This window comes from Micromonospora sp. BQ11, from assembly GCF_052068135.1.
In the GTDB taxonomy this organism is placed as follows: domain Bacteria; phylum Actinomycetota; class Actinomycetes; order Mycobacteriales; family Micromonosporaceae; genus Micromonospora.
In genome coordinates this window covers 34831-61113 of sequence record NZ_JBQHDB010000006.1, presented here as the reverse complement: position 1 = coordinate 61113, position 26283 = coordinate 34831, and the positions used below count along the sequence as shown (strand labels likewise).

Genomic DNA, 26283 nt, shown 5'->3' with positions numbered 1-26283 from the left:
CTGATCATGAACGCCGGTCGCCGAGCATGTCGGGCCCCGCGGCGGGTAGAGCAGCGGTATGCAGACGTTCCTCCCCTATCCGGACTTCCTGGCCAGCGCACGGACGCTGGACCAGAAGCGACTGGGCAAGCAGCGGGTGGAGACGATCCAGGTGCTGCGCGGCCTCACCCGGCCGACGTACGGGTGGCGCAACCACCCGGCGGTGAAGATGTGGGCCGGGTACGAGGAGGCGCTGACCCGGTACGGGCTGGACATGTGCGCGGTCTGGTGCGAGCCGGGCCGGGCGGACACCTGCGCGGCCACGATGACCACCGACCTCGCCGCCGCGTGCGGCCTGGCCCGGGTCCGCACCCAGGGGGAACTGGCCGCCGCCGGTGAACTGCCCCCCTGGTTGGGCAGGGAGGACCTGCACCTCAGCCACCGCTCGTCCCTGCTGCGCAAGGACCCGGAGCACTACCGGCCGCTCTTCGGCGACGACGTCCCGCCCGACCTCGAGTACGTCTGGCCCGCCTCCGACCGCGAACGCCGCTGCCTCCTGCCCGAGTGAAAGGAAGGGCCCCCGCTTAACGCCTCCGGTAGAGGAAGGGCCCCGCCTTAACACCTCGCCCCGACCCCGACGCTCACACACCGCGCGGCGCGGCGCGCGTTAAGAAGGGGCCCTTCTACAACGCCAGGCGTTAACAGGGGTCCCTTCCTTTCACCTGGGGCAGACTGGAGGTCCCAGCGCGCGAAGAAGGTGCACATGGCGTTGTCGCAGGTGTTCGGTCGGCTCATCGGCGTACGCGAGCACGAGGTGGATCCCGGCGGCGGTGGCGCCTCCCGCGTGCCGCAGCCGGTCACGGCGGTGGTGGTCGGCGGCGGGATCGCCGGCGTGTCGGCTGCCGTGGTGCTCGCCGAGCGGGGGGTCGACGTGACCGTGCTGGAGGCCGCCCCGACGCTCGGCGGACGGCTCGGCGCCTGGCCGGAGGAGCTGCCCGACGGGCCGCAGCAGAACGAGCACGGGTTCCACGCGTTCTTCCGGCAGTACTACAACTGGCGGTCCATCCTGCGCCGCGTCGACCCTCAGCTGGGTTTCCTCAAGCCGATCCCGGGTTACCCGATCCTCAGTGAGCGGTGGCCGACCGAGGAGTTCGGCAAGCTGCCGCCCGCCCCGCCGGCGAACCTTCTCGCGCTGCTGCTGCGCAGCCCGAGCCTGCGCCTGGGCGACCTGCGCGGCATGGACCGGGACGCCGCTCTGCCGCTGCTCACCTACGACCCGGTACGCACCTACGCGGAGTTCGACGACACCACCGCCGACGCGCTGCTCACCTCGCTGAAACTGCCGGACCGGGCGCGGGCGATGCTCTTCGAGGTCTTCTCCCACTCGTTCTTCAACCACGAGGCCGAGATGTCGGCCGCCGAGATGATCGCCCAGTTCCACTTCTACCTGCTGGGCAACCCGGAGGGGCTGGCCTTCGACTGCCCGGACGAGGACTACGCGACCGCGATCTGGCAGCCGCTGACCCGGCACGTGGAGAAGCACGGCGGCCGGGTGGTGACCGGCGCGGCGGCCACCGCGCTGACCCGCGACGCCGCCGGGTGGCGGGTGGAGACCGCGGACGGCACGTCGTACCCCGCCGGGCACGTCGTGCTCGCCGTCGACCCGCCGGCGCTCGCCGCGCTGGTCACGGCCTCCCCCACGCTCGCCGAGGTCGCTCCCGAGTTGGTGGGGCGGATGTCCGCGTTCGGCCAGGCCGGTCCGCCGTACGCGGTGGCGCGTTACTGGTGCGACGGGGACGTGAACCCGGACCGGGCGGTGTTCAGCGGGGTGTCCCGGCAGCCGACGCTGGACTCGGTGACGCTCTACCACCGGCTGGAGAACGAGTCGCGCCGCTGGGCCGAGCGCACCGGCGGCTCGGTGATCGAGCTGCACGCGTACGCCTGCGAGCCGGGCGTGCCCGCCGAGGAGCTGGCCGAGCGGATGCGGGCCGAGCTGACCGCGCTCTGGCCGGAGGCGGCCCGGCTGCGGGTGCGGGAGCTGCGGGCGCGGGTGGAGGCGCAGGCGCCGGCCTTCACGCCCGGCAGTCACTCCTGGCGGCCGGGGGTACGCACCGACGCCGACGGTCTCTACCTGGCCGGGGACGGGATCCGGACGGAGTTCCCCAGTGCGCTGATGGAACGTTCGGCGGCCACCGGCATCCTCGCCGCGAACCACATCCTGCGGGCCACCGGCGGCGCGGCCGAGCCGGTCCGCTCGATCCGTCCCCGGGGACTGCTCGCCCGGCGCGGCTGAACCGCATCGAAATCCGTTGCCCGTCCCTCCGGGCCGACCTACCGTGATCATGCAAGGCCGACCAGCGTTCCGGGAGTTCAGCATGTCGATGTCGCACGACACCCTCGTGCCGTCGACGCTGCCCGTCGACGGTCGGCGAAGCGTTGACCCCGGGGGCGGCCGGCCCGACTGACGTGTCCGACGACACGACGTCGAGCCGCCCGTTCCCACCCGGGAGCGGGCGGCTCTGTCGTTGCCCGGTCCCACACGACCCATGGAAGGAGACACCGGTGGACGCCGTCCTCGTCGTCAACGCCGACCTCGGCCCGCTGCACCGGGTCACCGTCAAGCACGCGATCCGGATGCTCTGCCGCCGGGTCGCCGAGATCCACGAGGCCGAGCCGGACCAGGTGATCGGAGTCTTCCCGATGCCCCGGGTCGTCCGGTTGGTCCGGTACGTCGTCACCCGCTGGCGGTTCACCTCCGGCCCGGCCTGGTCCCGCGCGGGCGTGCTGCGTCGGGACGGGCGGTGCTGCGCCTACTGCGGCGGGACGGCGACCACGATCGACCACATCCTGCCCCGCTCGCGCGGGGGCCGGAACACGTGGCGGAACACGACTGCCGCCTGCTACGCGTGCAACCAGCGCAAGGGCGACCGCACGCCCGACGAGGCGGGCATGCCGCTGCGGCGCGAGCCGGTGACGCCGAGCTGGGCGGCGCTGGCGGGGCGGTGAGGACCGGCCGGCGGGAACGGGGGGCCGCACCGGGGGTACGCCTCCGGCGCGGCGCCCGCCGGCCCCTCCCTCTTCCCAGCCACCGGTGCTGACGTCGGGTGGTGTGCGGGGCGGTCAGTCGGCCTGCTCCTTGACCCGAGGCTTCGGCCGATCGTTGGCGCACCGCACCGTGATCACGCTGCGGTTTCCGGTGGACACCAACTCGACCCGCACCTCCCGGGCCGGTCCCGGCTCGTACGTGTCGATCTGGTAGCCGGTGGCGGGGGTGACGCTCACGATCTCGGCCGACTTGTCGACACACTGGACCGACACCGTGCCGCCGCGCGCCGCGACGTCGGTGGTGTCCCGTGCGGTCGACGGGGTGGGCGTGGGACCGGGGGTCGGGCTGCCGGACGGCGTCCCACCGGCCCCCGGGGGCGCGGAGGCGGGCGCGAGGGTGGTGGACCGGGGGGTCGACGGCCCGCCGGACGCGGCACGGCCCGACGGGGCGGGTGCTCGGGGCGCGTCGGCGGTGGCCGGCAGCACGACGCTGGTCGTGTCGCCGGTCCCGAAACCGGTGTCCGGCTCGTCCGCCCCGGGCCGCCGGAACGCGGGCTCGCCCAGCGTGCCGGCGAGCGCCACCACGCCGAGGACGGCCGCGCCGACCGCCACGAGCGTCCGGGAGCCGAACCGGAACCGCCGCGCGGTGACCGGAGGAGCGGGCCGGGCCGGCGGGGAGGCCGGGGATCGCAGGGCCGGCGCCTTCCCGTCCGGAGGCGCGGCCGGCGCGTCGGCGGTCGTCCGGGTGAGCGCCGTGGTGATGACCCGGGCCGCCTCGGCGGCGGTCGGCCGGTCCACCGGATCCTTCGCCAGGCACCAGCGGTGGAGACGGCCGACCTCGGAGGGCACGCCCTCGATGTCGGGCAGCGGGTCCGGCTCCTCGTACGCGTGGGCGCGCAGCATCCCGGTCCCGGTCTCCCGCCGCCACGGCAGCCGGCCGGTGAGCATCCGGTGCAGCAGCAGGCCCAGCCCATACACGTCGGAGGCGGCGACCACCTCGCCCGCGTCCAGCCGTTCCGGGGCGAAGTACGCCGGGGTGCCGAGGAGCCGCCCCTCGACGTCGATCTCCGGTGTGCCGGCGACCGCCGCGATGCCGAAGTCCATGACCTTCGCGCCGGTCCGGGTCAGCATCACGTTCTCGGGTTTGACGTCCCGGTGCACCAGGCCCTCGCCGTGCGCGGCAGCGAGACCGGCGGCCACCTCGGCGGCGATCCGCAGCGCTTCCTTCGGCGGCAGCGGCCCCTCGGTGAGGCGCTGCGCGAGTGTGGTCCCGCTCAGCAGTTCCATGACCACGAAGGGAACCTGCTCGCCGGCGAGCGGGGACTCCCCGTAGTCGTACACGTTCGTGACGTTCGGGTGCGACAGCCGGGCCGCCGCCTTCGCCTCCGCCTGGATCCGCCACCGGGCGGCCGGCTCCGTCGCGACGAGCACCTTCACCGCCACGTCGCGTTCCAGCACCTCGTCGTGGGCCCGCCAGACCACGGACATGCCGCCCCTGCCGAGACGCTCGTCCAGTCGGTAGCGACCGGCGAGCAACTGATCACGCTGCACAGTGGACAGCCTGCCCCACCGCACCCGGCTCGCACCACCCGCCATCAAGTCGCCGCGATGGTCCGGCGGGGCGGCGGCCGGCTACTGCGGGCTCTCTTTGATCGTCGGGACCGGCCGGCCGCGCTGGCATGTCACCTTGATCTCGCTCTCGTTCCGGTCCGAGAGCAGGACCGCCTGGACCTCCTTCGCGGGGCCGGGATCGTAGTCCTTGACCTGGTATCCCGGGCCGGGCACGAGCCCGACGAGCGTCGCCCTGGCGCCCTGGCACAGGACGGTGACCACACCGCCGAGCGCGGTGAGCGGAGTCCCGCCCGACGAGGCCGTCGCGGGTGCCGTGGTCTGCGCAGCGGTCGTCGAGGGCCGCCCGGAGGACGCCGGGGTCGGCCCGGGTGACGTCGGAGTCGGATCCGCCGTGGTGAAGGCGGCGGTCGAGGAGGGCGCGGGCGCGCCGGGCGCGGGTGGTCGGGCCGACGGTGCGACGGCGGGACCGCCCGCTCCGGGGGACCCCTCGACTCCTCCCCCTCCGGCGACGGCGGAGCCGTCGGCACCGGTCGGCACGGCGCCCCTGGTCCCGGCGTCGAACGCGGACGGCCCGGTGGCCCCGTCGAGAGTTTCGGCGTCGCCGATGCGGTCAGCGAGCAGCGCGGCGGCCAGGACCGCCACCACGGCACTGCCGGTGACCACCAGCATCCGTCGACGGCGCCGGGCTCCGTCGGCGGTGCCCGTGTCCCCGGGCTCGTCCACGAACGACACCGGACCGGCGGCCCGGGCGAGCACCCGCGCCGCCTCGGCGGCCGACGGACGGTCGGCCGGGTCCTTCGCGAGGCACCGGCGGCAGAGGTCACGGACCTGTTCCGGCACACCGGCGATGCGGGGCAGCTCCGCCGGCTCGACGTAGACGTGCGCCGTCAGCATCTGCGTGGTCGTCTCGCTCTCCCAGGGCAGCCGCTCGGCGAGCACCCGGTGCAGGAGGAGTCCCAGGGCGTACACGTCGGAGGCCGGCACGACCTCACCGGCGGTGAGGCGCTCAGGAGCGAGGTAGGCGGGTGTTCCCATCAGCTGGCCGTCCGGGTCGACCTCCGGGGCGCCGACCACCGCGGCGATGCCGAAGTCCACGACCTTCGCCCCGGTGGGGGTCAGCATCACGTTCTCGGGTTTGATGTCCCGGTGCACCAGGCCCTGGGCGTGTGCCGCGGCCAGGGCTTCGGCCACCTCGGCGCAGATCCGCAGCCCGGCCCGCGGCGGCATCGGCCCGTCGGTGAGCCGCCGGGCGAGCGTCTGGCCGGGCAGCAGTTCCATCACCACGTACGGCATGTCGCCGCCGTCCGGCGACGTCGACTCGCCGTAGTCGTAGACGTTGGTGACGTGCGGGTGGGACAGTCGCGCGGCCGCCCGCGCCTCGGCCCGGATGCGGTCGCGGGCCGAGGCGTCGGTGCCGGCGAGAAGCTTGACCGCGACGTCCCGGCCGAGCACCTCGTCGTGCCCGCGGTACACCACGGACATGCCGCCGCGACCCAGTACCTCGTGGATCACGTAGCGGCCGCCGAGCGTCTGTTGGCTCTGCACGGTCACAGCCTGACAGAGCGCGCCGCTGCCGGCACCCCCGGCAGCGAACGCAGTCGATCGGGCGGACGCTGGTCAGTGCCGGGTGGGCGGCGCCCAGCCGAAGTGCGGCGGCCGGCGCTCGTGGAAGGCCGCCACGCCCTCGCGCGCCTCGCCGCTGGCCCGCACCTGGCCGTGCCACCAGGCGATCCGGTCGTCGTCCGCGCGCCCGTCGACGATCTCCTTGGCCGCGGCGACGCTGAGCTGCGAACGGGCCGTGACCGCGGTGGTGATCTCCTCCACCCGGGCGGCGAGCGCGTCGCCGGGCAGCACCTCGTCGACCAGGCCGACCCGCAGCGCCCGCTCGGCGCCGATCAGCTCGGCGGTGAACAGCAGGTGCTTGGCCGCCGCCGGGCCGACCAGCCGGGCCAGCCGGCGGGTGGTCGGCGCCGGGTAGACCAGTCCCAGCCGCGCCGGCGGTACGCCGAAACGCGCGTCGTCGGCGGCGATGCGCAGGTCGCAGGCGACCGCGAGCTGACATCCGCCGCCCACGCAGGCACCCCGGACGGCGGCGACGGTCGGTTTGGCGAAGGCGGCCAGCCGCTCCTCGGCGGCGACGGCGATGCTGCCGTCACCGGCGTCCAGCAGTTCGTCCAGGTCGCCGAGGTCCGCGCCGGCGCAGAACGTGCCGTCCGCGCCGGTGAGCACCAGCGCCCGGACGGCGGGGTCGGCCTCCAGGCCGTCCAGCAGGTCCGGCAGCCGCCGCCACATGTCCGTGGTCATCGCGTTGCGCCGTCCCGGGTTGTGGATCACCACCGTCGCGACCGCACCGGTCACCTCGACGAGCAGGTCCGCGTCCGCCACCGTCACCACCCCTTCGACCGGCCGCGACCTTCGGCGGTGCCGGTGCGGCGACCATAACGGCGCGGGCCCGCCGGCCACCCGGGCGGGTGGACCGCTCACCAGTGGGCGGCCGCCTCCAGCAGAATCCGGCGGACCGCCTGCACCTCGCGCCGGCCACCGACCTGCGGCCGGATGGCGAGAAACAGGGTGTTGAGCGGCGGCACCGCCGGCCGCAGCAGCGGCACCAGCTCACCGGCGGCGAGCTGCCGCTCGCAGAGGTACGTGGGCAGCACGCTCGCCCCGGCACCGGCCACCACGGCGGCGCGCACGGCGCGCAGGTCGGCCACGACCAGGTTCGGCGTCCGGGTCAGCCGGGTGTCGAAGACCGTCCGCCACCAGCGTCGCAGGATCGGGGCCTCCTCGGCGTACGCGACCAGCGGCACGTCGCGCAGTGCCTGCGGGGTGACCGGGTCCGGCAGGCGGGCAGCCCAGGCCGGTGCGGCGACCAGTGCGAACTCCTCGTCGTGCAACGGCTCGGCGGTCAGCCCCCGGCGCCGGGGCCGCACGCTGGTCACCGCCAGGTCGAGCCGGCCGGCGACCAGGTCGTCGAGGAGCTGATCGGGCAGGCCGGCGGTGACCCGCAGCTCCAGGCCGTCGGCGACCAGACCGGCCACGGCCGGCAGCACGCGCTCGGCGAGGAACTCCGCCGGACCGCCCAGGAAGACCGTCCGGGGGTACGGCGTTCCCGGCTCGTCGGCGAGCACGGTGTCGAGGCGGTCCAGCGGGTCCGCCACGCGCCGGGCCAGTTCGTCACCGGCGGCGGTGGGCACCACGCCGCGGGGCACCCGGTCGAAGAGGGGCCGACCCAGGGCCTCCTCCAGCGCGCGCACCTGCGCGGTCACCGTGGGCTGCGCCAGCCCGAGCAGCTCGGCCGCGCCGGTGATCGAGCCGGACCGGTGGACGGCGAGGAAGCTGCGCAGCAGGTCGAGCGAAATCCTCACATCGGCAAACCTATCGCTGCTGTGTCGTTCGCCTATTGGTCAGCTATGGATCCGCGAGCCAGCATGGGTGGCATGACTCGCGCACTCATCGCTCTGACCAGTCACCGCCAGCTCGGCACCACCGGTCGGGAGACCGGCTTCTACGTCGGCGAGGCCGCGGAGCCGTGGGAGGTGTTCCGCGCCGCCGGATGGGACGTCGACCTCGCGTCGGTGGCCGGCGGCCAGCCGCCGCTGGACGGCCGCGACGAGAACGACAGGACCCAGAACGACTTCCTGGCCACCGCCGGTGTGGAGAACACGCCGAAGGCCGCCGAGGTGGACCCGTCCGGGTACGACGTCGTGGTCTTCGCCGGTGGACACGGCACGATGTGGGACTTCCCGGACAACCCGGACCTGGCGCGTATCGCCGCCTCGATCTACGAGCGTGGGGGCGTCGTCGCCGCCGTCTGCCACGGTCCTTCCGCGCTGGTGAACCTGAAGCTCTCCGACGGCTCGTACCTGGTCGCCGGCAAGCGGGTGGCCGGCTTCACCAACGACGAGGAGGCCGCCGTCGGCCTGACCGACGAGGTTCCGTTCCTGCTCGCCGACAAGCTGACCGAGGCGGGGGCCACCCACGTACCGGCCCCGAACTTCACCGAGCAGGTCGTCACGGACGGCCGCCTGGTGACGGGCCAGAACCCCCAGTCCGCCCGCGCATTGGCCGAAGCAGTGGTGCAGGCGGTCCAGGCCGCCTGAGCACCCCGCCCCGCAGTTTCACGGAAAGAGTGGCCATTCCTCGAGGAATGGCCACTCTTTCCGTGTTCGAGGCGCCACCCGCAAGCGGGAGGGAGGAAGCGTGGAGTGCAACGCGACGTTGCGTTGCGGTACGGTGGGGGCATGTCGCTCGCTACCGCGCACGTTTCGTCTACCGGTGCTCCGGTCGGCGGTAACCCCGTCGTCGTCGGGGCGCCCCCCGTGCTGCCTGCCACCGCGTCGAGCCTCGTCGCCCAGGTGCGCGGCACCGGGCCGACGTTCACCGCCACCTCGCCGCTCACCGGCGAGCGGACGGTGGACGTACCGTCGAGCACCCCGGCCGACGTCGACGACGCCTTCGCCGCCGCGCGGACCGCGCAGCGGTCGTGGGCCGCGCTGGGTGTCTCCCGGCGCGCCGCGGTCCTGCTGCGCCTGCACGACCTGGTCCTCGACCGGCAGGCCGAGGGGCTCGACCTGATCCAGGTGGAGGCGGGCAAGGCCCGGCGGCACGCGGTCGAGGAGGTCCTCGACACGGCCATCAACGCCCGCTACTACGCCCGCACGGCGGCGAAGCTGTTGCGCCCCCGCCGGCGCACCGGCGCCCTGCCGGTGCTCACCCGGACGGTCGAGCTGCGCTTCCCCGTCGGGGTGGTGGGCGTCGTCTCCCCGTGGAACTACCCGCTGTCGCTGGCCGCCTCCGAGGTGCTGCCCGCCCTGATGGCCGGCAACGCCGTGGTGCACCGACCGGACCCGGCCACCATGCTCAGCGCGCTCTGGGTCCGCGCCCTCGCCGTCGAGGCGGGACTGCCACCGGCGCTGTGGCAGATCGTCGCGGGTGAGGGCGCCGCCGTCGGCCCGCTCGTGGTCGACCGGGCCGACCAGGTCTGCTTCACCGGCTCCACCCGGGTCGGCCGCGAGGTCGCCGCTCAGGCCGCCCGCCGGCTGGTGCCGGCATCGCTGGAACTCGGCGGCAAGAACCCGCTGCTCGTGCTCGACGACGCCGACCTGGACCGGGCGGTGGAGGGCGCGATCCGGGCCTGCTTCGCCAGCGCCGGCCAGCTCTGCATCTCGATCGAGCGGGTGTACGTCGCCGACCGGCTGCACGACGAGTTCCTCCGCCGCTTCGTCGCCCGTACCGCCACGCTGCGCCTCGGCGTGACCGGGGACTTCGGGGCCGACCTCGGCTCCCTCGCCTCGGCCCGTCAGCTCGACACCGTCACCGCGCACGTCGCCGACGCCGTCGCGCGGGGCGCCGTCGTGCACACCGGCGGCCGGCCCCGCCCGGACGTCGGCCCGTACGTCTTCGAACCGACCGTGCTCACCGGCGTCGTCCCGGGGATGCGCATGTACGCCGAGGAGACCTTCGGTCCGGTCGTCGCCGTGTACCGCTTCGCCACCGACGACGAGGCGGTCGCGTTGGCCAACGACACCGCGTACGGGTTGAACGCCAGCGTCTTCAGCGGCTCCGGCGCGCGCGGCGAGGCGGTCGCCGCCCGGATCGACGCCGGCAGCGTCAACGTCAACGACGGCTACAGCGCGGTCTGGGGCAGTATCGACGCGCCGATGGGTGGCTGGAAGGACTCCGGGCTCGGCGGCCGGCACGGCGCCGAGGGGCTGCACCGGTTCACCCGCGTCAAGACGGTGGCCCGGCAGCGCGGCCTCGGCCTCGCACCGGCGTACCACCGGCCGGGCGAGGAGAGCGCGGCCTGGACCCGGCGGATGACCGCGGCGCTGCGCCTGCTGCGCCGCACCGGCCGGTGACCGCGAGCGGCGGCGGGCCGGCCGCGCGGGGCCCGCGCGGCGCCGAGGCGATCCACACCGCCGTGCTCGACCTGCTGGCCGCCGACGGGTACGCACGCCTGACCGTCGAGGGGGTGGCCCGGCGCTCCGGCGTCAACAAGACCACCCTCTACCGCTGGTGGCCGTCGAAGCCCGCGCTGGTGGCCGCGACGTTCCGGCACGCCATCGCCCGGGACCTGCCCGTGCCGGACACCGGCGCACTGCGCGGGGACCTCGTCACGCTGGTCCGGTCGAAGGCGGCGTTCTTCGCCGACGGGCCGGGTCGGCTCGCCGCCGACGTGCTCGCGCACACCGGCGCCGACCCCGAGCTGGCCCGGCTGGCCGACGAACTGCTCGGCCAGCACGGTACCCACGTGTCCGAGGTGACCGGGCGGGCCGTCGCCCGCGGCGAGCTGGCCGGCCCGGTCGACGACGTGCTCCTCGCCGACCTGCTGCTCGGGCCGGTGTGGTTGCGCGCGGTGGTCACCCGCCGTCGGATGTCGACGGCCGACGCGGACGCCCTGGTCGACACCCTGCTGGCCGGCCTGCGCCGTTGACCGGTCTCAGCACCGGTACTCCGGGGGCAGGCCGGTGCCGCGCAGCTCCTCCGGCAGGTGGCTGACGTCGTTGAAGGCGACCAGCCGGGGCGGCAGCCCGTCGGTGTAACGGATCACCGTCAGCCCGCAGTTGTGCGGGTTGAGCCCCAGCCACCGGTGCTCGGGCGCCTCCAGGGCGCCGCGCACCAGCCAGGCGATCAGGAACGCGTGGGTGACCACCAGTTCCGTCACGTCCCCCGCGGCCGGTGGCCGGCCGAAGCGCCGCACCGCCGCCGCCGTCACGCGCGGCCCGTCGGCCCGTTCGGCCGCCGTGAACCCGCCCAGGAACCGGGCGTACGCGGGCGGCACGGCGGCCGGATCCGTGTCGTGCGGCAGGTGGTCGCCGGCCAGCTCGGTGGCGTACGCCGGCACTCCGGGCAGCGACCCCGCGACCAGCTCGGCGGTCTCGACGGCGCGGCGGAGCGGGCCGTGGTGGACGGCGTCCAGCGGTACTCCGGACAGCCGCTCGCCGAGCAGCGCCGCCTGCCGCCGACCCCGGGCGGAGAGCCCCGCCTCCGCCGTCTCCACACCGGACGGCTGCTCCTGCTCGCCGTGGCGGGCGAGGAACAGCAGCCGGGTCGGCCCCGTCACTGACGCGGGAACATCTGGCCGATGCGGATCTTGTTGCCGAACGGGTCCCGGACGCCGAAGTCGATCCCGTACGGGCGCTCCATCGGCTCGTCGGTGATCTCGACGCCCTTGGCGACGAGGTCCTCGTACGTCTTGTGGGCGTCGTCGGTGGTCATGAAGAGGTAGCCGCCCAGCGCGCCCTTGGTGAGCAGTTCCCGGACCTGCTCGGCGGTGGCCGGGTCGAGGGCCGGCGGACCCGGCTTCTCCAGCAGGATCTCGCGCTCCGGGTCACCGGGCAGGTTGACCGTCAGCCAGCGCATGAAGCCGAGATCCTGGTCGGTGTTGACCTCCATGCCGAGCTTGCCGACGTAGAAGTCGAGCGCCTGGTCCTGGTCGAGGACGTAGATCTGGGAGCGGGAGATCGCGTTCATCGTCATGCCGGAAACGCTAGTCGCCCACTCTGACCTGCTGCTTATCCAAAACTGCTCGGTCTCGTCCAGGCCTTGGTGAAGCAACTCGGCACGGCGGCGGCCGGCGCCTTCCGTCGTCGGTAGTCCGACGGGGACTCCCCCACGATCTGCCGGAAGGTGCGGCTGAACGTGCCGAGGCTGCCGAAGCCGACGGCGTAGCAGACGTCGGTGACGTCCCGGTCGGTGTGCAGCAGCAGGTACATGGCCCGCTCCACCCGGCGGCGCTGGAGGTAGCGGTGCGGGGTCTCCCCGAAGGTGGCGCGGAAGGTCCGGATGAAGTGCGCCGGGGAGACGTGCGCGATCCGGGACAGCGCGGGGATGTCCAGCGGCTCGGCGTACGCCCGGTCCATGGCGTCCCGGGCGCGCAGCATCGCCCGGTTCGACTCCTCGACCGCGCGGCTCACGGCACCACGTCGGTGCCGGCCGGCGGAGCTGTCCTCGACGCCTGCCGAGCCGCCTCGATGACCTCGGTCAGCGTGGCGTGCAGCTTCCTGAGGTCCTCGATCGGCATGCCCAGCCGCTCGACGATGGCCGGGGGGATCTGCTGGGCTCGATCGCGCAACGCCCGTCCCTGCGCGGTGAGCGTCACCGCGAGGCTGCGCTCGTCGGCCGGGTCCCGCTCCCGGTGGAGGTAACCGATCGCCTCCAAGCGCTTGAGCAGGGGCGACAGCGTGCCCGGATCGAGTTGCAGCAGGCGACTCAGTTCGCGCACGGACAGCGGCGCGTGCTGCCAGAGGGCGAGCATCACCAGGTACTGCGGGTGGGTGAGGCCCATCGGTTCGAGCAGCGGACGGTACACGGCCACCACCCCGCGGGCGGCGACGGACAGGGCGAAGCAGACCTGCTGCTCCAGAGCCAGCGGGTCGTCGGCCTCGGTCACGCCACCCGTCCCGGTGGCACCTTCCGTCATATTGTTAGCCTACCAATCGTTGGGGCACCAACGACTTGCCCACCGGTTCGTACGGAGGAGTGGACGATGGCCGCCGAGCAGAAGAAGGCACCGGGCGAGGGTGGGCGCATCATGGCCTGGTTCTACCGGAACATCGCCGGCCCCGCGACCACCGAGAACGCCATCCAGGGCGGCTCCCACCAGGCGCGGGACCTCTGGAAGCAGGATCTGGAGCGGCGCAAGCAGTGGAGCCGCGAGCAGCGCGAGCGCAAGCGCGCCGAACGCGAGGCCCGCCGCGGCTGAATCACGGACAGGTCCGCCACGGCTGTGCCCGTGGCGGACCTGTCCCCGTGCGATCGACTACTACTGCTTCTTCTTCTCGGCGTAGTAGGCGTAGGCGAAGCTGCCGTCCTGTGATCCCTTGACCTCGGCCGCGAAGCCGACGGCCGCGGGCTTCGACAGCTCGACGCTGTCCTGGACGATCGATCCGTCACACCTGTGCTCTACCGCCGTGGAACCGACGTCCTTGCCATCGACGGCTGCGCTCACGGTGACGGTGGCGCCGCCCGTGCAGGTGAACGCGACGACCACACTGAGCACACTGTCCGGCGTACTCGCCAGGGTGTTGCCCAGTTCCGGCGCCAGACGGCCGTACCCACCGCCGAGTTTCTCGCCGCTCGTGAACGCCTCGTCCAGAATCGCGACGGCGTCGGATCCGTCCACGCTCGGCGTGCCGGCCGAGGACGACGGGCTCACGCTACGGCTCGGCGCCGGCGTGCCCGAGCGTTCGTCGGCACTGCACGCGCCCGTGAGCAGCACCGTGGCCAGCAGGCCCGTTACGGCCGCCGTGCGCGTGATTCTGGCTGCGTACGTCATGAGTTCTGGCGTCCGATCGACATGTCACCCTTCCGCGGCGCCTTGATGACAATGGTCTTCTTCTTGGGAGTGCAGGGAGCCGCCACCCACGACTTGACGCTGGTCAGCTTCCAGCCCACCTGCCCCAGAACAGCACGGTACGCCTTCGAGGTGGAATTGGTGTCGGTGACGGTCTGCGTGCCGGACCACGTCCACGAGTTGCTGATCTTCGTATCAACCTTGATCTTGGCCTTGCCGAGGATGGCACCCGCCTCGACCTCGGTCCCTACCCCGATATCCCAGGTGAAGGTGTGGCTACCGGTCACTGCCCAGGACACCGACTGACGCGGAAGCAACCACGTCGACTTGGGCTCGTCCTTGTCCTCCAGGAAGTAAGGCGTTCCCTTCACGGTGTACGTCGGCTTGTTGTTGACTTCCGGACAGCGCGCGGCACTGAAACCGCCATCACCGTCACTCGGCGCAACCGGTTCGACCGAGGCCTCGTCGCCCTCGAAGGTGAAGCTGACCGACTCGCCAGCGTCGAGGACCGTACCGTCGTTCAGGACGAGCGCCGGCCCCTCGGCGACGATCGCCGATCCATCGGCCGGGGCGAGCTCCTCGCCCGACGCGGCTCCAGCTGACCCGGCTCCTACGAACAACATGGCCGTGGTGGTGAGAACCGGAACTACGGCGCGCAGCATTGTGCGACTCAAGAAAACCCCCGTTGACAATCTGACCGTCCAATGTGGACTGACAGCAGATTACAGGGGTAGGGCGACCTTTAGCGATGGCCCACGCTCGCTGAGTAAAGATCTCGACACACCGCAACCTCCGCCGCCGGCTGGCGTCGGCCCAGGGTTCTCACGACGAACAGGACGCGGTGGCGTGCCTCCTAGTCACCCGGCCTGCGGCAGGCATCGGGACACGCGCCGCAGAGTCCGAGTTATGCGGAAAACACCGGGCCGTCCGTCGTAAGCAGGCGGTACCCGGCCACGGGACGCCCGGTGGAATTGGAGCCCCCGGCCGGGATCGAACCGGCGACATCTCGCTTACAAGGCGAGTGCTCTGGCCAGCTGAGCTACAGGGGCGTGCGTGTCGACGTCAGCATAGCGACCGACGTCCGGTTTTCCCTCGCGGCAGGGGTCCCGAGCACGGGAAACGTCGACAACCCGACCGAGTCGACGGAGGCGGCGCGTCGATTGGTGCCTCGCCGTGCCCGACTGACCGGTATGTGTATGCCGTCCATCCCATCCGTGACTTCCCGCCTTGGCAGTGGGCGCAAAGGCGTTTACCGTGCAGTGACACGGATGACATCCCGGCCCGCCGGGGGCGCCGTGGGCCGGTCCGGTAACGGGTCGGCCGCTCCTTCACTCGGATCGTCCGGCACGTTCCTGCCGGTGAAAGGAAGCATCCCCCCATGGCTACGGTCACGTACAGCAAGGCGTCCCGGATCTACCCGGGCACCGAGCGCCCCGCCGTCAACCAGCTCGACCTGGAGATCGGCGACGGCGAGTTCCTCGTCCTGGTCGGCCCGTCCGGCTGCGGTAAGTCCACCAGCCTGCGCATGCTCGCGGGTCTCGAGGACGTCGACGAGGGCTCGATCTACATCGACGACCGGGACGTCACCCACCTCCCGCCGAAGGCCCGCGACATCGCGATGGTCTTCCAGAACTACGCCCTCTACCCGCACATGACGGTGTACGAGAACATGGCGTTCGCGCTCAAGCTGCGCAAGACCTCGAAGAGCGAGATCGACCGGCGGGTCAAGGAGGCGGCGGCGCTGCTCCAGCTGGAGGAGTACCTCAGCCGCAAGCCGAAGGCGCTCTCCGGTGGTCAGCGCCAGCGTGTCGCGATGGGCCGCGCGATCGTCCGCGAGCCGCAGGTCTTCCTCATGGACGAGCCGCTGTCGAACCTCGACGCGAAGCTCCGTGTGCAGACCCGTACGCAGATCGCGTCGCTCCAGGCGAAGCTCGGCATCACCACCGTCTACGTGACCCACGACCAGGTCGAGGCCATGACCATGGGTCACCGGGTGGCGGTCATGCTGGACGGCGTCCTCCAGCAGGTGGACACCCCGCGCGCCCTGTACGACACCCCGTCGAACGTCTTCGTCGCCGGCTTCATCGGCTCCCCGGCCATGAACATCAAGACGGTGCCGCTCAAGGAGCAGGGCGGGGAGTTCGCCGACATGTACATCCCGCTGACCCGCGAGCAGGTCTCGGCGGCCCAGGCGGAGGGCGGCAACGGCAAGGTGACCGTCGGCTTCCGCCCGGAGGACTGCGACATCGTCGGCGCGACCGAGGGCGGCATGCCCGTCGTCGTCGAGCTGGTCGAGGACCTCGGCTCGGACGCGAACGTCTACGGGCACGCCGCGCTGGAGGGCGCCAACGAGCGCTTCGTGGTCCGCACCGACCGGCGCTCCATGCCGAACATGGGTGACACCATCTTCGTCAAGCCGCGTACCGGCCAGAGCCACGTCTTCCACGCCACCACCGGCAGCCGTATCTGACGTACCGCACGGAAGGGGGCGGTCCGCTTCGGCGGACCGCCCCCTTCCGCAGTTACAGAGAAAGAGTGGCCAATCCGCGTCGGATGGCCACTCTTTCTCTGTAAGTGCGCGCCCGAGGGAAGCGGGTGCGGTGCGGGTCAGGCTTCGGCGGCCCGGCGGCGGGACACCTCGGCGAGGGTGACCGCGGCGGCGACGCTCGCGTTGAGCGACTCGACGTCGGAGATCATCGGGATGCTGACGGTCAGGTCGCAGGTCTCACCGACCAGGCGGGACAGCCCGCGGCCCTCGGAGCCCACCACGACGACCAGCGGGCCGACGGCGGCCTCCAGGTCGTAGAGGTCGGTGTCCCCGTCGGCGTCCAGGCCGACCACCACGAACCCGGCGTCCTGACACGCCTTCAGCGACCGGGTCAGGTTGGTCACCTGGGCGACCGGGACGCGCGCGGCCGCGCCGGCGCTGGTGCGCCAGGCGGTCGCGGTGATCCCGGCGGCACGCCGCTCGGGTACGAAGACACCCTGCGCGCCGAAGGCGGCGGCGGAGCGGATCACCGCGCCGAGGTTGCGCGGGTCGGTCACCCCGTCCAGCGCCACCAGCAGCGGGGCGGGCTGCTCCAGGGCCGCCGAGACCAGGTCCTCGAACGGCTCGTAGGCGAACGGCGGCACCTGGAGGCCGACGCCCTGGTGCAGCACGCCGCCGGTCATCCGGTCCAACTCGGCCCGGCTGATCTCCAGGTTCGCGATGCCCCGGTCGGCGGCGGTGCGGATGATCTCGTTGATCCGGTCATCGACGTCGATGCCCTGCGCGGTGTAGAGCGCGGTCGCCGGCACGTGGGCACGCAGCGACTCCAGCACCGGGTTACGGCCCACCAGCAGCTCCGGGCTGTCCTTCGACGGGTTGGACCGGCGGCCGGGTGCGACCCGGGGTCCACCACGACCGGTCGGCTTGCCGCCCCGGCCGGCCGCGCCGCGACCACCGGTGCTCGGCGTGCCGCGGCCGCCACCCTTGCCCCAGGTGGTGTCCTTCTTGCCGGGCTGGCCGATCTTCGGGGCCCGACCCTCCTCGGCCGCCGCCCGGCGCTCCTTGTCCTGCTTCCAGGCGGTGCGCTGGGGCAGCTTCTCGGTGCCCGAGTACGCCTTGTGCCAGGGCCGCTCGTCGGCGGGCAGGGTTTTGCCCCGCCCGGCGAGGGAGTCCTTGTTCTTGCCGCCGGAGCCCTTGGGGGCGCCCGCCTTCGGCGTCAGCCGTCGACCACGGCGCTGCGAGTTGCCGGCCATCAGTCCTGCTCTCCAATAGTCCAACGGGGGCCCTGGGCGGTGTCCTCGACCACCACACCGGCCTGCTTGAGCTGGTCGCGTACGGCGTCCGCGGCGGCCCAGTCCTTCCGGCCGCGCGCCTGCGCGCGCTGCTCCAGGGCCAGCGCGATCAGGGAGTCCACCACGCCGCGCAGGTCGTCCGCACGGCCACCACCGGTCCACGCCGGGTCGAGGGGGTCCACCCCGAGGATATCCAGCATCGCGCGGGTAGCGCCGAGCGCCGTGCGGACGGTCACATCGTCGCCGCCGGCCAGCGCCGTGTTGCCGTCCCGGACCACGTCGTGGAGCACGGCCAGCCCCGCCGAGGTGTTCAGGTCGTCGTCCATCGCGGCGGTGAACGCCGCCGGCAGCGCGCCGAGCTGCCCCGCGCCGACCCGTTCGGCCGCACGCTGGACGAAGCCCTCGATCCGGCGGTACGCGACGGCCGCCTCACGCAGCGCGTCCTCCGAGTAGTCGATCACCGACCGGTAGTGGGCGGCGGCGTAGTAGTAGCGCAGCTCCACCGGGCGTACGCCCAGCGAGTCGACGTAGGTCAGGTCGAGCGCGTTGCCGGCGGACTTGCCCATCTTCGCGCCGCCGATGTTGAGCAGGCCGTGGTGCACCCAGAAGCGGGCGAACGGCAGCCCGGCGGCCTGCGACTGGGCCAGCTCGTTCTCGTGGTGCGGAAAGGTCAGGTCCAGCCCGCCCCCGTGGATGTCGAACTCCGCGCCCAGGTAACGCCAGCACATCGCCGAGCACTCGATGTGCCAGCCGGGCCGGCCCCGACCCCACGGCGACGGCCAGTACGCGTCGGCCGGCTCGGACGGCTTGGCGCCCTTCCACAGCGCGAAGTCGCGCGGGTCGCGTTTGCCCCGTTCCGGGGCGTCCCCGGCGGACTGCATGTCGTCGGGCGACTGGTTCGACAGCGACCCGTACGGCGGCCAGGACCGCACGTCGAAGTAGACGTCGCCCGAGGAGTCGGTCGCCGGATAGGCGTGGCCGTCGGCGATCAGCTTGGCGATCAGCTCGTGCATCTCCGGGATGTGCCCGGTGGCGCGCGGCTCGTACGTCGGCGGCAGCACGTTCAGCGCCCGGTACGCCTCGGTCAGCTTCAGCTCGTTCGCGTACGCGATCGACCAGAAGGGCCGGCCCTGCTCGCCGGCCTTGACGAGGATCTTGTCGTCGATGTCGGTCAGGTTGCGGATGAACGTGACCTCGTAGCCGCCCACCAGCAGCCAGCGTCGTAACACGTCGTAGTTGACGCCCGAGCGAAGGTGACCGATGTGCGGGGGTGCCTGGAGCGTGAGACCACACAGGTAGACGCCCACCTTGCCGGCTTCCCGGGGGACGAAGTCCCGCACCGATCGGGTGGCGGTGTCATAGAGGCGTAGCGTCACCGTACAAGGGTAGCCGTCGGCGCTTGTCCGGGTCGGCCGGAGCCGGGTCGTACGCTGCTGGCGTGGACACCACGGCCCGACCCGGCAGCGACCCGACGAGCCGGACCGCCGGCGTGGCCGGTCCGGGCGGCACCGGTGCCGCCTCCCCCACCAGCGCGGATCCGGCCGTTGTCACCGTCGGTGGGGAGACCGCGCAGACGCTGGACCGGGGTCTGCGGCTGCTGCACCTGGTGGCCGACGCGCCGGGTGGACTGACCGTCACCGAGGCGGCCAACCGGCTCGGCATCGGTCGCGCGGCGGTCTACCGGCTGGTCGGCCCGCTGACCGGCCACGGCATGCTGCGCCGCGACCCGGAGGGCCGACTGCGCCTCGGCGCCGGCGTCCTGCACCTGGCCCGCCGAGCCCAACCGCTGCTCGCCGAGGGCGCGCTGCCGGCGCTGCGCCGGCTCGCCGAGCAGGCCGGGGCCACGGCCCACCTCACCGTCGTCGAGGGCGGCGAAGGAGTGGCCCTGGCCGTGGTCGAGCCGAGCTGGACGTCGTTCCATGTGGCGTACCGGACGGGCGCCCGGCACCCGCTCGAACGCGGCGCGGCCGGTCAGGCCATCCTCGCCGGCCGGTCCGGCGCCGCCGGCCCGGTGAGCACCGTCGGGGAGCTGCAACCCGGGGCGTACGGGGTGGCCGCTCCGGTCCTCGGCGTACCGGGCCTGGAGGCGAGCGTCGGCGTGGTGGCGCTTGCGCCGCTGGACGTGACCACGGTCGGCGCCCAGGTCACCGCCGCCGCCGAGGCGATCGCCACCGCCCTACGCTGACCCACCCCACCCCACCCCACCTGCACGGCCCGCCCGGCGCTGCGCGGTCTTGATCGACTCGGTGTCAGGCACATCGGCGTTTCCGCCGCGCCTCGACACCCCGATGTCGTTGACATCGAGTTGATCACAAGCCGCCATACCACATCTGACGTCGGACGAACGCCATGTCCACAGGGGACGGCCGCGCTGCGCCCGCCGGTTGTCCACAGGGGTATCGACTGGGCGTCCACCCAGCTCAGGCTGTCGGCATGCCACCGGCACCCCACCGCCCCAGCGCCCTGGCCTGGCAGGTCTTCCGCGGCTCGGACGCCGTCCGCAAGAACCTGCTCAGCGAGCACCAACTGCGAAGCTCGGCCTGGGTCCGCCTGCGCCACGACGTGTACGCCGACGCCCGCCTCGATCGGGATCACGCCCTCGCCTGCCGGGCCGCTCTGCTGCGCCTGCCGTCCGGGGCGCGGATCGCGGGCCCCTCCTCGGCCCACCTGCACGGCGTCGACCATGCCGCCACCTTCACCGACGACGTGCACGTCCTGGTCCCCCGCCAGCTCCGCGCGGGTCCGCAGCGAGGTCTCCGTGTGCACACCGTGGGCCCCGCGACCGCCTCCGTCCGCATTCCGGCCCCATGGGCAGACAAGCCGGCACCCCTGGCCAGCCGACTGCCCAGGACGGGCACGACGGCCGCGGCCTGGGAGACGGCGTCTGGTTGGATCCGCTGCGGGCGATCGGGGTGATCGACTCTCTGCTCCGAACAGGCTTGACCAGTTGTGACGCCCTCACCGACATCGCCGCGCGCAACGTCGACCGGCCCGGGGGACGGCGGGCGAGCTGGTTGTTCGGTCTGGCGGACGCCGGTGCGCAGTCCCCGCCGGAGTCGCACCTGCGGTTGCGGCTGGTGCTGGCCGGGATGCCCCGGCCGGTCACCCAGCATCCGGTGCGCCTGCCGTCCGGGCTGGTGGTGCATCCGGACCTGGCGTGGCCGGAGCACCGGGTCGCCGTCGAGTACGACGGGCAGTGGCACGCCGAGGCCGACCGGCTGCACGTCGACCGGGCGCGTCTGAACGGGCTCGTCGCCTCCGGTTGGCTGGTGCTGCACGTGACGAGCCGCCGCCTGCACCGGGACTTCCCCGGCGTCCTGCGTGAGGTGCGGGCCGCGCTGACCGCCCGCGGCTGGCACCGATGACCCGGGGGGAATGCCGAGGGCCCGGCCGACCGTGGTCGACCGGGCCCAGCGGAGTTCACCCTTTACGGACGGGCGTTCGGCTTGAGCGGGGTCTTCACCGCCGCGTAGGCGTCGACGATGCCGTACCCGTAGAAGCCGTTGAAGTTGAGACCACCGGCGCAGTACGCGTCGTAGGTCTCGTCGCGGCCCTCGTTGCGGTACTGCTGGAGGCGCGGCTCCGGGCAGGCGTGCTCGGCCGCCGTGCGGTAGAGGTGCTGCTCCACCACGTCCGGGTTCAGGCCGAAGCCGCCCCGACGCTCCACCTTGCCGTACCGGCTGACGATGAGCGCGGCCACGCCGGACGCGTGCGGCGCCGCCATCGACGTGCCCTGCAGGTAGGTGTAGTACCCGCACTCACCGTTGGCCTTGCACTCCTTGAAGACCGACTCCGCGAACTCCGGCAGGATGTTGCCCTGCTCGTCGACCGAGCCCTCCTCCTGGAGTACCTTCTTCGGGTACGCCGAGAGGATCATGTTGGCGTCGGCGCGGTAGGTGTCGGTGCCGAAGCCGTCACGGAACCAGCCACCCGGCGCGGCGACCGAGATCTGCTCGGTGCCGTAGTTCGAGTAGTCCGACTTCTTGCCGGACGGGCCGACCGCCGACACACCGATCACGTTCGGGCCCTCGGCCGGCAGGTCCCAGCAGCTCTCGTTGTCGATCTCGCGCGGGTACGGGTCCGCACCGTAGTCCGGGCTCGAGGTGTCGGTACGCGGAGCGCCCAGGTCCTCGTGGTTGTTTCCGAGAGCGCCGACCAGGGTGACACCCCGGTTGTGGGCGAAGTTGAGGGCCCGCTTCATCGCCTTGATGATGGCCCGCTGCTCGGCCTGGTCCTCCGGGGAGTCGGCCGGGTTGGCCGTGCAGTTGTAGAGCCACGGGTCGACGTAGAACGACATGTTGACCACGTCGAGCCCGGACCGGCCGGCGTGCACCAGCGACTGGACCACCGGGTCCAGGAAGAAGTAGCCCGAGTCCTGACCGCCCTTGAGCTCGACCAGGGAGACGTTCGGCGCGACGCCGGAGAGACCGAAGCCGTTGGCGGCGGCGCCGATCGTGCCACCCACGTGGGTGCCGTGCCCGCCGTCGTCGGTGCCGACCGCGTCCAGGCAGCTCGGCACCTCGCAGGCACCGTCGATGTCCACGATGTCGGGCGCGAAGTTGCGCGACAGTGCCCAGTTGAAGTTGGGCGCGATGTCCGGGTTGCTGGCGTCCAGACCGGTGTCCAGCACGCCGACCGTGACCCGCCGGTCACCCGGCTCGATCTTCCGCGCCTGGTCGGCCCGGATCATGTCCAGGCCCCACAGCTTCTCGTCCAGCGGGTCCATCTTCTTGACCCGCTTGGCAGCGGTGCCCTTCTGGGCAGCAGCGGCCAGGAGGTTTTCCTGCTCGACCCGGTCGAGCTTCGGCTTGCGACCGATCGCCTTCTGCTCCGCCGCACCGATCAGGGCCGGGGACGCGATCGCCTTCGCCGCGAAGTCCGCCCGGTCACTGGTCACCTGGAACATGCCGACGTCGTCGGTCCGGGAGACCACGGTCCCGCCGGCCGCCTTAATGGCGGCGACTGCGGCGTCCGCAGTGGTGCCGTCCTCGGCCACCACCGTGAACGTCCGGGAACTGCTCGGCGCGGCGCCGGCCGGCACACTCAGCCCGGTGACCGTCAATGCCAGTACCGCCGCGGTAGCGACGGCACCAGCGGTGAAGCGCTTGCTCACCACATCGGATCCTCTCGTTGAGGGACGTGGGGTCATCAGAACAGGCCGCGATGGTTTCCGCCAGACACCTATCCGTTTACATCCGTAAATTCGGCTTGGTCCTGAAGTTCGAGCAGGGCGTCGGGAAGGTCGTCGAGACTGCTCACCTCGGCGTCCGGCCGCACGTCGGGCGGGCGGGGTAGGCCGTGACGGTTCAGCCAGACGCCGCGCAGCCCGGCTCGCTGCGGCCCGAGCACGTCGTGGACGAGCGAGTCACCGACGTACGCGATCTGCCCGGCCGGCACTCCTGCGGCCGCGACCACCGCCGCGTAGAACTCGGGGTCGGGTTTCTTCGGCAGGCCGCCGTCGTGAGCGTAGATCTCGAAGGCGAACTCGTCGGCGAGCCCGCAGCGTTCGGCGCGGCTGTTGCCGTTGGTGGCGTAGCCCAGCGTCCACCGCCGCCGCAGGGCGGTGAGGGCCGGCGGCACGTCGGGATAGGGCCGGGTCAGCGCGAACCGCCGCGTGAAGAAGAGCGCCGCGAGGTCGTCGAGGTGGCCGTCGAGCCCGGCGCGGGCCAGGGACCGGGCCAGCGCGGCCCGCCGGATCTCCACGACGGGCGCGGACGTCCGCGCGCCGAAGACCGTGTGCCAGTCCGACTCCAGGTCCGCGAGGGACACCTCGGCCGCCGCCGGGGTCAGCCGCCGCATCTGCTCGAGTACGGCCACCAGCCCGCCGGTCACCGCTGGCCGCAGGTCGAGCAGCGTCTCGTCGGCGTCGAAGACGACCGTGGTCAGCACCGGACCGCTCCCCTGGTCAGCGGTCGCCGGCCAGCGCCGGTTCCGGTGCCGGCGCGGGTGCCGGAGTGGGGTCACGCAGCTCGTCGAGCCGGACCAGCGCCACCCCGGCGACGATGAGCGCGCCACCGCCGAGCTGCTGCACGGTCAGCACCTCGTCCAGCACCAACCAGGCGATGAGGACGGCGAACATCAGCTCGGTCAGGCCGACGAACGACGCCAGCCGGGCACCGAGGATGCGGGCACCGGCGATCCCGGCCAGGTACGCGACGACCGCCGCCACGAGCACCAGACCCGCGACCGGCACCCACCAGTCGGTCTGCTGCCCGGCGAACTCGACCGTGCCGAAGGTGGCCCGCAGCGGCAGCAGTCCCACCACGCCGAGCACGAGCAGGAGGACCGCGCCGACGCCCATGCCGCCGGCCGCCAGCACCACCGAGGGGAGGCGGGAGTCGACCCGCCCGGCGAGGACGTAGTACCCGGCCAGCCCGACGGCCGCGCCGAGCCCCCACAGGACGCCGATCGGGTCGAGGCGTTCGGCGCCGGCGACGTCGAGGACGAGGAACAGCCCGGCCAGGGCGGCGACCGAGCCGGCCACGGTCAGGCGGCGCGGGCGCTGGCCGTGGACCAGCCACATCCAGCCCACCACGACGATGATCCCCAGGTACTCCAGCAGCAGCGCGAGGCCGACCGGCAGGTACCGCACCGCGTTGAAGAAGCACACCTGCGCCAGCGCGACGCCGAGCAGCCCGAAGACGCCGACGGAGGCGAGGTTGTCGCGCAGGACCCCCCATCGACCCCGGAGGGCCAGGATCGCCGGCACCGCCACCACCAGGGCGGCGAGACCCACCCGGGCGATCACCAGGGCCTCGGCCGACCAGCCGGCGTCGATGAGCGAGCGGGCGAACGTGCCGGACGTCGCGAAGGTGAGCGCGGACAGCACGGCCAGGGCGAGGCCGGCACCGCCGACGGAGGGTTGGCGCATCGTTCTCTCCTTGGCGAGGCCGGAAGTCATGGGCAAACTAGAGTTACGCCGATGACGCTACGGTCGGGCGATGACAGGAGTCAAGTTGCTTTTTGCCCATGACACCGAATGTGCGCTGATCAGCGCCGCCGCGCTCGTCAACACCGACGGCCGGGACGCCGAGGGGCTGCCCGACGTTGCCGCCCTGGACGCGTTCTTCGTCGCGCACACCTACACCGGACGGCACGAGCACACCGAGGCCGAGCTCGCGGCGGTCCGGCAGCTGCGACCCCGACTGCGGCGCGTCTGGCACGCCGACACCGACGAGATCGTCACCATCGTCAACGGGCTGCTCCGCGAGAACCAGGCCCTGCCGCAGCTCATCACGCACGACGACGAGCCGTACCACTTCCACGCCGTGCCGCGCGACGCCCCGCTCGCCACCCGGATGGCCGTCGAGGCCGCGATGGCGCTGGCCGACCTGGTGCGCAGCGAGGAGCTGGGACGGCTGCGGATCTGCGACCACCCCGACTGCGACAACGTCCTGGTCGACCTGTCGAAGAACCGCTCCCGCCGCTTCTGCGACGCCACCTGCGGCAACCGCGCCGCCGTGACCGCCTACCGCGCGCGCAAGGCCGCTGCGCGCACCTGACCGCTCGCGCGCTGTCGAGCTGATGTCGTCGATGAATCAGCCGGCCACGGCGTCCGCTCCGGGCGCGGCGGTCACGGCCGCCGCGGCGGCGCCGCCACGAAGATCCGCCAGGAGTACGGGTCGAAGCCCAGCACGGGTCCCGCCGGGTCCTTGCTGTCCCGCACCCCGACGACGCCCCGCAGATCCGTCGCCACCTCGACACAATTGGCGTCCTGGTTGCTTCGGCTGCTCTTGCGCCAGCGGATGTCGGTCAGCTCCATGACTCGGCCACTTCCCTCAACAGCTCGACGGAATCGTGCGGAGGCAATGCCTCGCCGAGGGTAACTTCCCAGACCCCCTGCAGTCGCAGGAGATCCTCGGGGCGATCAAGCTCCTGACCGCGGACCTGACAGTCGAGATAGGCGAGTTCGGTGCCGTCGGGGAGAGTCGCCAGGGCGAACTGCCCGCCCAGGCCGGGATACTCCTCAGCCGTCTGGGGAACGACGTGCAGCCGGATCCGCGGATGTTCGGTGGTCAACCGGGCGAGGTGCAGGGCCTGTTCGCGCATGACCTTTCGGTCCCCCACTCGACGACGCAGAACAGCCTCATCGATGACGGCGACGACGTAGGGCGGGCGCTCCCGATAGAGGACCCCCTGCCGCTCCAGACGATCGGCCAGTCGGCGCTCCACCTCCTCCGGGTCCAACAGACCACCGGCTTCGAAGACCGCTCGCGCATACGCCTCCGTCTGGAAGAGGCCGGGAACGTACCGAGGTTCGTACCAGCGCACCGCACGGGCCTGTTCCAGGATCGCCCGCCAGCCGCGAAGCCAGGGTTGGGTGCGGTCCAGGCTGACCAGGTCGGTGAGCATGCGGCCGAAGAGGCCGTCGGTGTCGAGGGCGCGGTCGACCATCTCCAGGTACTTCGCGGTGGGCGGCTGCTGGCCGATTTCCACCGCGCTGACCATGGAGGCCGAGTAGTTCACCGCCCTGGCCAGCTCGTCCTGGCTCAGGCCGCGCCGCATCCGGGCCCGTCGCAGCTCCCCGACGAGGAATCCCGCCGCCGTCGTCCGCCCCACCGCCATCGCCAGCCGCCCTCCACCGCCGCGCCGATCCACTCCACCGGGCCACC

29 protein-coding genes and 1 tRNA gene are annotated in these 26283 nt (G+C 72.6%); 12 read left to right on the top strand and 18 right to left on the bottom strand.

The window, feature by feature from the left end:
* The first annotated feature begins 58 nt into the window (after nucleotides 1-58).
* From ACTMSW_RS14500 to ACTMSW_RS14490, 3 genes are all read left to right on the top strand, one after another.
* Nucleotides 59-547, top strand: coding sequence for an MSMEG_6728 family protein (locus ACTMSW_RS14500; protein WP_441181130.1), 489 nt, complete (start codon nucleotides 59-61; stop codon nucleotides 545-547).
* A 195-nt stretch (nucleotides 548-742) separates the two neighbouring features.
* Nucleotides 743-2272, top strand: a complete 1530-nt coding sequence (locus ACTMSW_RS14495; protein WP_441181129.1) for an FAD-dependent oxidoreductase — start codon at nucleotides 743-745, stop codon at nucleotides 2270-2272.
* Nucleotides 2273-2541: 269 nt separating this feature from the next.
* Entirely contained in the window at nucleotides 2542-2985 is a 444-nt protein-coding gene (locus tag ACTMSW_RS14490; protein WP_441181128.1) for an HNH endonuclease, read from the top strand.
* Between the two features lie 114 nt (nucleotides 2986-3099).
* Here ACTMSW_RS14490 and ACTMSW_RS14485 read toward each other — a convergent pair whose 3' ends face one another.
* The 4 genes from ACTMSW_RS14485 to ACTMSW_RS14470 form a co-directional block, all read right to left on the bottom strand.
* Nucleotides 3100-4575 (bottom strand): serine/threonine-protein kinase, encoded by a 1476-nt coding sequence (locus tag ACTMSW_RS14485; RefSeq protein ID WP_441181127.1) that lies wholly within the window; start codon nucleotides 4573-4575, stop codon nucleotides 3100-3102.
* 81 nt (nucleotides 4576-4656) lie between these two features.
* On the bottom strand, nucleotides 4657-6141 hold the full coding sequence (locus tag ACTMSW_RS14480; protein WP_441181126.1) for a serine/threonine-protein kinase: 1485 nt from the start codon (nucleotides 6139-6141) through the stop codon (nucleotides 4657-4659).
* 72 nt (nucleotides 6142-6213) lie between these two features.
* Nucleotides 6214-6987 (bottom strand): enoyl-CoA hydratase/isomerase family protein, encoded by a 774-nt coding sequence (locus ACTMSW_RS14475; protein WP_441181125.1) that lies wholly within the window; start codon nucleotides 6985-6987, stop codon nucleotides 6214-6216.
* Nucleotides 6988-7076: 89 nt separating this feature from the next.
* Nucleotides 7077-7961 (bottom strand): LysR family transcriptional regulator, encoded by an 885-nt coding sequence (locus tag ACTMSW_RS14470; RefSeq protein WP_441181124.1) that lies wholly within the window; start codon nucleotides 7959-7961, stop codon nucleotides 7077-7079.
* 72 nt (nucleotides 7962-8033) lie between these two features.
* Between ACTMSW_RS14470 and ACTMSW_RS14465 the strand changes: the two genes are divergently transcribed.
* From ACTMSW_RS14465 to ACTMSW_RS14455, 3 genes are all read left to right on the top strand, one after another.
* Complete coding sequence (locus ACTMSW_RS14465) at nucleotides 8034-8696, top strand: type 1 glutamine amidotransferase domain-containing protein (RefSeq protein WP_441181123.1); 663 nt, start codon at nucleotides 8034-8036, stop codon at nucleotides 8694-8696.
* Nucleotides 8697-8915: 219 nt separating this feature from the next.
* Nucleotides 8916-10454, top strand: a complete 1539-nt coding sequence (locus ACTMSW_RS14460; protein WP_441181122.1) for a succinic semialdehyde dehydrogenase — start codon at nucleotides 8916-8918, stop codon at nucleotides 10452-10454.
* Nucleotides 10451-11029, top strand: coding sequence for a TetR/AcrR family transcriptional regulator (locus ACTMSW_RS14455; protein WP_441181121.1), 579 nt, complete (start codon nucleotides 10451-10453; stop codon nucleotides 11027-11029). The genes ACTMSW_RS14460 and ACTMSW_RS14455 overlap by 4 nt, the downstream gene beginning before the upstream one ends.
* A gap of 6 nt (nucleotides 11030-11035) precedes the next feature.
* On the opposite strand, the gene ACTMSW_RS14450 is transcribed toward ACTMSW_RS14455, so the two are convergent.
* From ACTMSW_RS14450 to ACTMSW_RS14435, 4 genes are read right to left on the bottom strand one after another with little or no spacing between them, the layout of a single operon-like run.
* The gene (locus ACTMSW_RS14450) at nucleotides 11036-11659 is read right to left on the bottom strand and encodes a histidine phosphatase family protein (protein ID WP_441181120.1); all 624 of its coding nucleotides are present in this window, start codon (nucleotides 11657-11659) and stop codon (nucleotides 11036-11038) included.
* Entirely contained in the window at nucleotides 11656-12075 is a 420-nt protein-coding gene (locus ACTMSW_RS14445; protein WP_441181119.1) for a VOC family protein, read from the bottom strand. The genes ACTMSW_RS14450 and ACTMSW_RS14445 overlap by 4 nt, the downstream gene beginning before the upstream one ends.
* 35 nt (nucleotides 12076-12110) lie before the next feature.
* A complete protein-coding gene (locus tag ACTMSW_RS14440) occupies nucleotides 12111-12512 on the bottom strand; it encodes a helix-turn-helix domain-containing protein (RefSeq protein ID WP_441181118.1) in 402 nt (133 codons plus the stop codon).
* Nucleotides 12509-13018 carry a MarR family winged helix-turn-helix transcriptional regulator gene (locus ACTMSW_RS14435; protein WP_441181117.1) on the bottom strand — a complete coding sequence of 170 codons (510 nt, stop codon included), beginning with the start codon at nucleotides 13016-13018 and terminating at the stop codon, nucleotides 12509-12511. The genes ACTMSW_RS14440 and ACTMSW_RS14435 overlap by 4 nt, the downstream gene beginning before the upstream one ends.
* Nucleotides 13019-13084: 66 nt before the next feature.
* On the opposite strand from ACTMSW_RS14435, the gene ACTMSW_RS14430 reads away from it, so the two are divergent.
* Complete coding sequence (locus ACTMSW_RS14430; RefSeq protein WP_441181116.1) at nucleotides 13085-13300, top strand: hypothetical protein; 216 nt, start codon at nucleotides 13085-13087, stop codon at nucleotides 13298-13300.
* A gap of 60 nt (nucleotides 13301-13360) precedes the next feature.
* Here ACTMSW_RS14430 and ACTMSW_RS14425 read toward each other — a convergent pair whose 3' ends face one another.
* The 3 genes from ACTMSW_RS14425 to ACTMSW_RS14415 all read right to left on the bottom strand — a co-directional run bounded on the left by ACTMSW_RS14425 (nucleotide 13361) and on the right by ACTMSW_RS14415 (nucleotide 14940).
* The gene (locus tag ACTMSW_RS14425; protein WP_441181115.1) at nucleotides 13361-13873 is read right to left on the bottom strand and encodes a hypothetical protein; all 513 of its coding nucleotides are present in this window, start codon (nucleotides 13871-13873) and stop codon (nucleotides 13361-13363) included.
* Entirely contained in the window at nucleotides 13870-14553 is a 684-nt protein-coding gene (locus ACTMSW_RS14420; RefSeq protein ID WP_441181114.1) for a hypothetical protein, read from the bottom strand. The genes ACTMSW_RS14425 and ACTMSW_RS14420 overlap by 4 nt, the downstream gene beginning before the upstream one ends.
* A gap of 310 nt (nucleotides 14554-14863) precedes the next feature.
* Nucleotides 14864-14940 (bottom strand) — tRNA-Thr (locus tag ACTMSW_RS14415).
* 329 nt (nucleotides 14941-15269) lie between these two features.
* Between ACTMSW_RS14415 and ACTMSW_RS14410 the strand changes: the two genes are divergently transcribed.
* Nucleotides 15270-16361 (top strand): ABC transporter ATP-binding protein, encoded by a 1092-nt coding sequence (locus ACTMSW_RS14410; protein WP_441181113.1) that lies wholly within the window; start codon nucleotides 15270-15272, stop codon nucleotides 16359-16361.
* A gap of 137 nt (nucleotides 16362-16498) precedes the next feature.
* On the opposite strand, the gene rlmB is transcribed toward ACTMSW_RS14410, so the two are convergent.
* Both rlmB and cysS read right to left on the bottom strand, forming a co-directional pair.
* The gene (gene rlmB, locus ACTMSW_RS14405) at nucleotides 16499-17632 is read right to left on the bottom strand and encodes a 23S rRNA (guanosine(2251)-2'-O)-methyltransferase RlmB (RefSeq protein WP_441181112.1); all 1134 of its coding nucleotides are present in this window, start codon (nucleotides 17630-17632) and stop codon (nucleotides 16499-16501) included.
* Entirely contained in the window at nucleotides 17632-19047 is a 1416-nt protein-coding gene (gene cysS / locus ACTMSW_RS14400; RefSeq protein WP_441181111.1) for a cysteine--tRNA ligase, read from the bottom strand. Before cysS ends, rlmB begins: the two co-directional genes overlap by 1 nt.
* A gap of 62 nt (nucleotides 19048-19109) precedes the next feature.
* Between cysS and ACTMSW_RS14395 the strand changes: the two genes are divergently transcribed.
* The 3 genes from ACTMSW_RS14395 (at nucleotide 19110) to ACTMSW_RS14385 (ending at nucleotide 21036) form a co-directional block, all read left to right on the top strand.
* On the top strand, nucleotides 19110-19856 hold the full coding sequence (locus ACTMSW_RS14395; RefSeq protein ID WP_441181110.1) for an IclR family transcriptional regulator: 747 nt from the start codon (nucleotides 19110-19112) through the stop codon (nucleotides 19854-19856).
* A gap of 248 nt (nucleotides 19857-20104) precedes the next feature.
* Nucleotides 20105-20587, top strand: coding sequence for a hypothetical protein (locus ACTMSW_RS14390; RefSeq protein WP_441181109.1), 483 nt, complete (start codon nucleotides 20105-20107; stop codon nucleotides 20585-20587).
* A gap of 23 nt (nucleotides 20588-20610) precedes the next feature.
* Complete coding sequence (locus ACTMSW_RS14385; RefSeq protein ID WP_441181108.1) at nucleotides 20611-21036, top strand: endonuclease domain-containing protein; 426 nt, start codon at nucleotides 20611-20613, stop codon at nucleotides 21034-21036.
* Nucleotides 21037-21098: 62 nt separating this feature from the next.
* Here ACTMSW_RS14385 and ACTMSW_RS14380 read toward each other — a convergent pair whose 3' ends face one another.
* From ACTMSW_RS14380 to ACTMSW_RS14370, 3 genes are all read right to left on the bottom strand, one after another.
* A complete protein-coding gene (locus tag ACTMSW_RS14380; protein ID WP_441181107.1) occupies nucleotides 21099-22784 on the bottom strand; it encodes a S8 family serine peptidase in 1686 nt (561 codons plus the stop codon).
* Nucleotides 22785-22852: 68 nt separating this feature from the next.
* Entirely contained in the window at nucleotides 22853-23560 is a 708-nt protein-coding gene (locus ACTMSW_RS14375; RefSeq protein ID WP_441181106.1) for an HAD family hydrolase, read from the bottom strand.
* A gap of 16 nt (nucleotides 23561-23576) precedes the next feature.
* Nucleotides 23577-24542, bottom strand: coding sequence for an EamA family transporter (locus ACTMSW_RS14370; protein ID WP_441181105.1), 966 nt, complete (start codon nucleotides 24540-24542; stop codon nucleotides 23577-23579).
* Between the two features lie 85 nt (nucleotides 24543-24627).
* Between ACTMSW_RS14370 and ACTMSW_RS14365 the strand changes: the two genes are divergently transcribed.
* On the top strand, nucleotides 24628-25173 hold the full coding sequence (locus ACTMSW_RS14365) for a CGNR zinc finger domain-containing protein (protein WP_441181441.1): 546 nt from the start codon (nucleotides 24628-24630) through the stop codon (nucleotides 25171-25173).
* A gap of 71 nt (nucleotides 25174-25244) precedes the next feature.
* Here the strand turns inward: ACTMSW_RS14365 and ACTMSW_RS14360 are convergent, their stop codons facing one another.
* Nucleotides 25245-25433, bottom strand: a complete 189-nt coding sequence (locus tag ACTMSW_RS14360; protein WP_441181104.1) for a DUF397 domain-containing protein — start codon at nucleotides 25431-25433, stop codon at nucleotides 25245-25247.
* The gene (locus ACTMSW_RS14355) at nucleotides 25424-26236 is read right to left on the bottom strand and encodes a helix-turn-helix domain-containing protein (protein WP_441181103.1); all 813 of its coding nucleotides are present in this window, start codon (nucleotides 26234-26236) and stop codon (nucleotides 25424-25426) included. The genes ACTMSW_RS14360 and ACTMSW_RS14355 overlap by 10 nt, the downstream gene beginning before the upstream one ends.
* Nucleotides 26237-26283: the final 47 nt, after the last annotated feature.

Bases quoted from the DNA above. Each gene is read 5' to 3' on its own strand.
- ACTMSW_RS14500 (WP_441181130.1), top strand. From the start codon at position 59: ATGCAGACGTTCCTCCCCTATCCGGACTTCCTGGCCAGCGCACGGACG.
- ACTMSW_RS14495 (WP_441181129.1), top strand. From the start codon at position 743: ATGGCGTTGTCGCAGGTGTTCGGTCGGCTCATCGGCGTACGCGAGCAC.
- ACTMSW_RS14465 (WP_441181123.1), top strand. From the start codon at position 8,034: ATGACTCGCGCACTCATCGCTCTGACCAGTCACCGCCAGCTCGGCACC.
- ACTMSW_RS14445 (WP_441181119.1), bottom strand. From the start codon at position 12,075: ATGACGATGAACGCGATCTCCCGCTCCCAGATCTACGTCCTCGACCAG.
- ACTMSW_RS14435 (WP_441181117.1), bottom strand. From the start codon at position 13,018: ATGACGGAAGGTGCCACCGGGACGGGTGGCGTGACCGAGGCCGACGAC.
- ACTMSW_RS14430 (WP_441181116.1), top strand. From the start codon at position 13,085: ATGGCCGCCGAGCAGAAGAAGGCACCGGGCGAGGGTGGGCGCATCATG.
- ACTMSW_RS14425 (WP_441181115.1), bottom strand. From the start codon at position 13,873: ATGACGTACGCAGCCAGAATCACGCGCACGGCGGCCGTAACGGGCCTG.
- ACTMSW_RS14420 (WP_441181114.1), bottom strand. From the start codon at position 14,553: ATGCTGCGCGCCGTAGTTCCGGTTCTCACCACCACGGCCATGTTGTTC.
- ACTMSW_RS14410 (WP_441181113.1), top strand. From the start codon at position 15,270: ATGGCTACGGTCACGTACAGCAAGGCGTCCCGGATCTACCCGGGCACC.
- rlmB (WP_441181112.1), bottom strand. From the start codon at position 17,632: ATGGCCGGCAACTCGCAGCGCCGTGGTCGACGGCTGACGCCGAAGGCG.
- ACTMSW_RS14390 (WP_441181109.1), top strand. From the start codon at position 20,105: ATGCCACCGGCACCCCACCGCCCCAGCGCCCTGGCCTGGCAGGTCTTC.
- ACTMSW_RS14370 (WP_441181105.1), bottom strand. From the start codon at position 24,542: ATGCGCCAACCCTCCGTCGGCGGTGCCGGCCTCGCCCTGGCCGTGCTG.
- ACTMSW_RS14360 (WP_441181104.1), bottom strand. From the start codon at position 25,433: ATGGAGCTGACCGACATCCGCTGGCGCAAGAGCAGCCGAAGCAACCAG.
- ACTMSW_RS14355 (WP_441181103.1), bottom strand. From the start codon at position 26,236: ATGGCGGTGGGGCGGACGACGGCGGCGGGATTCCTCGTCGGGGAGCTG.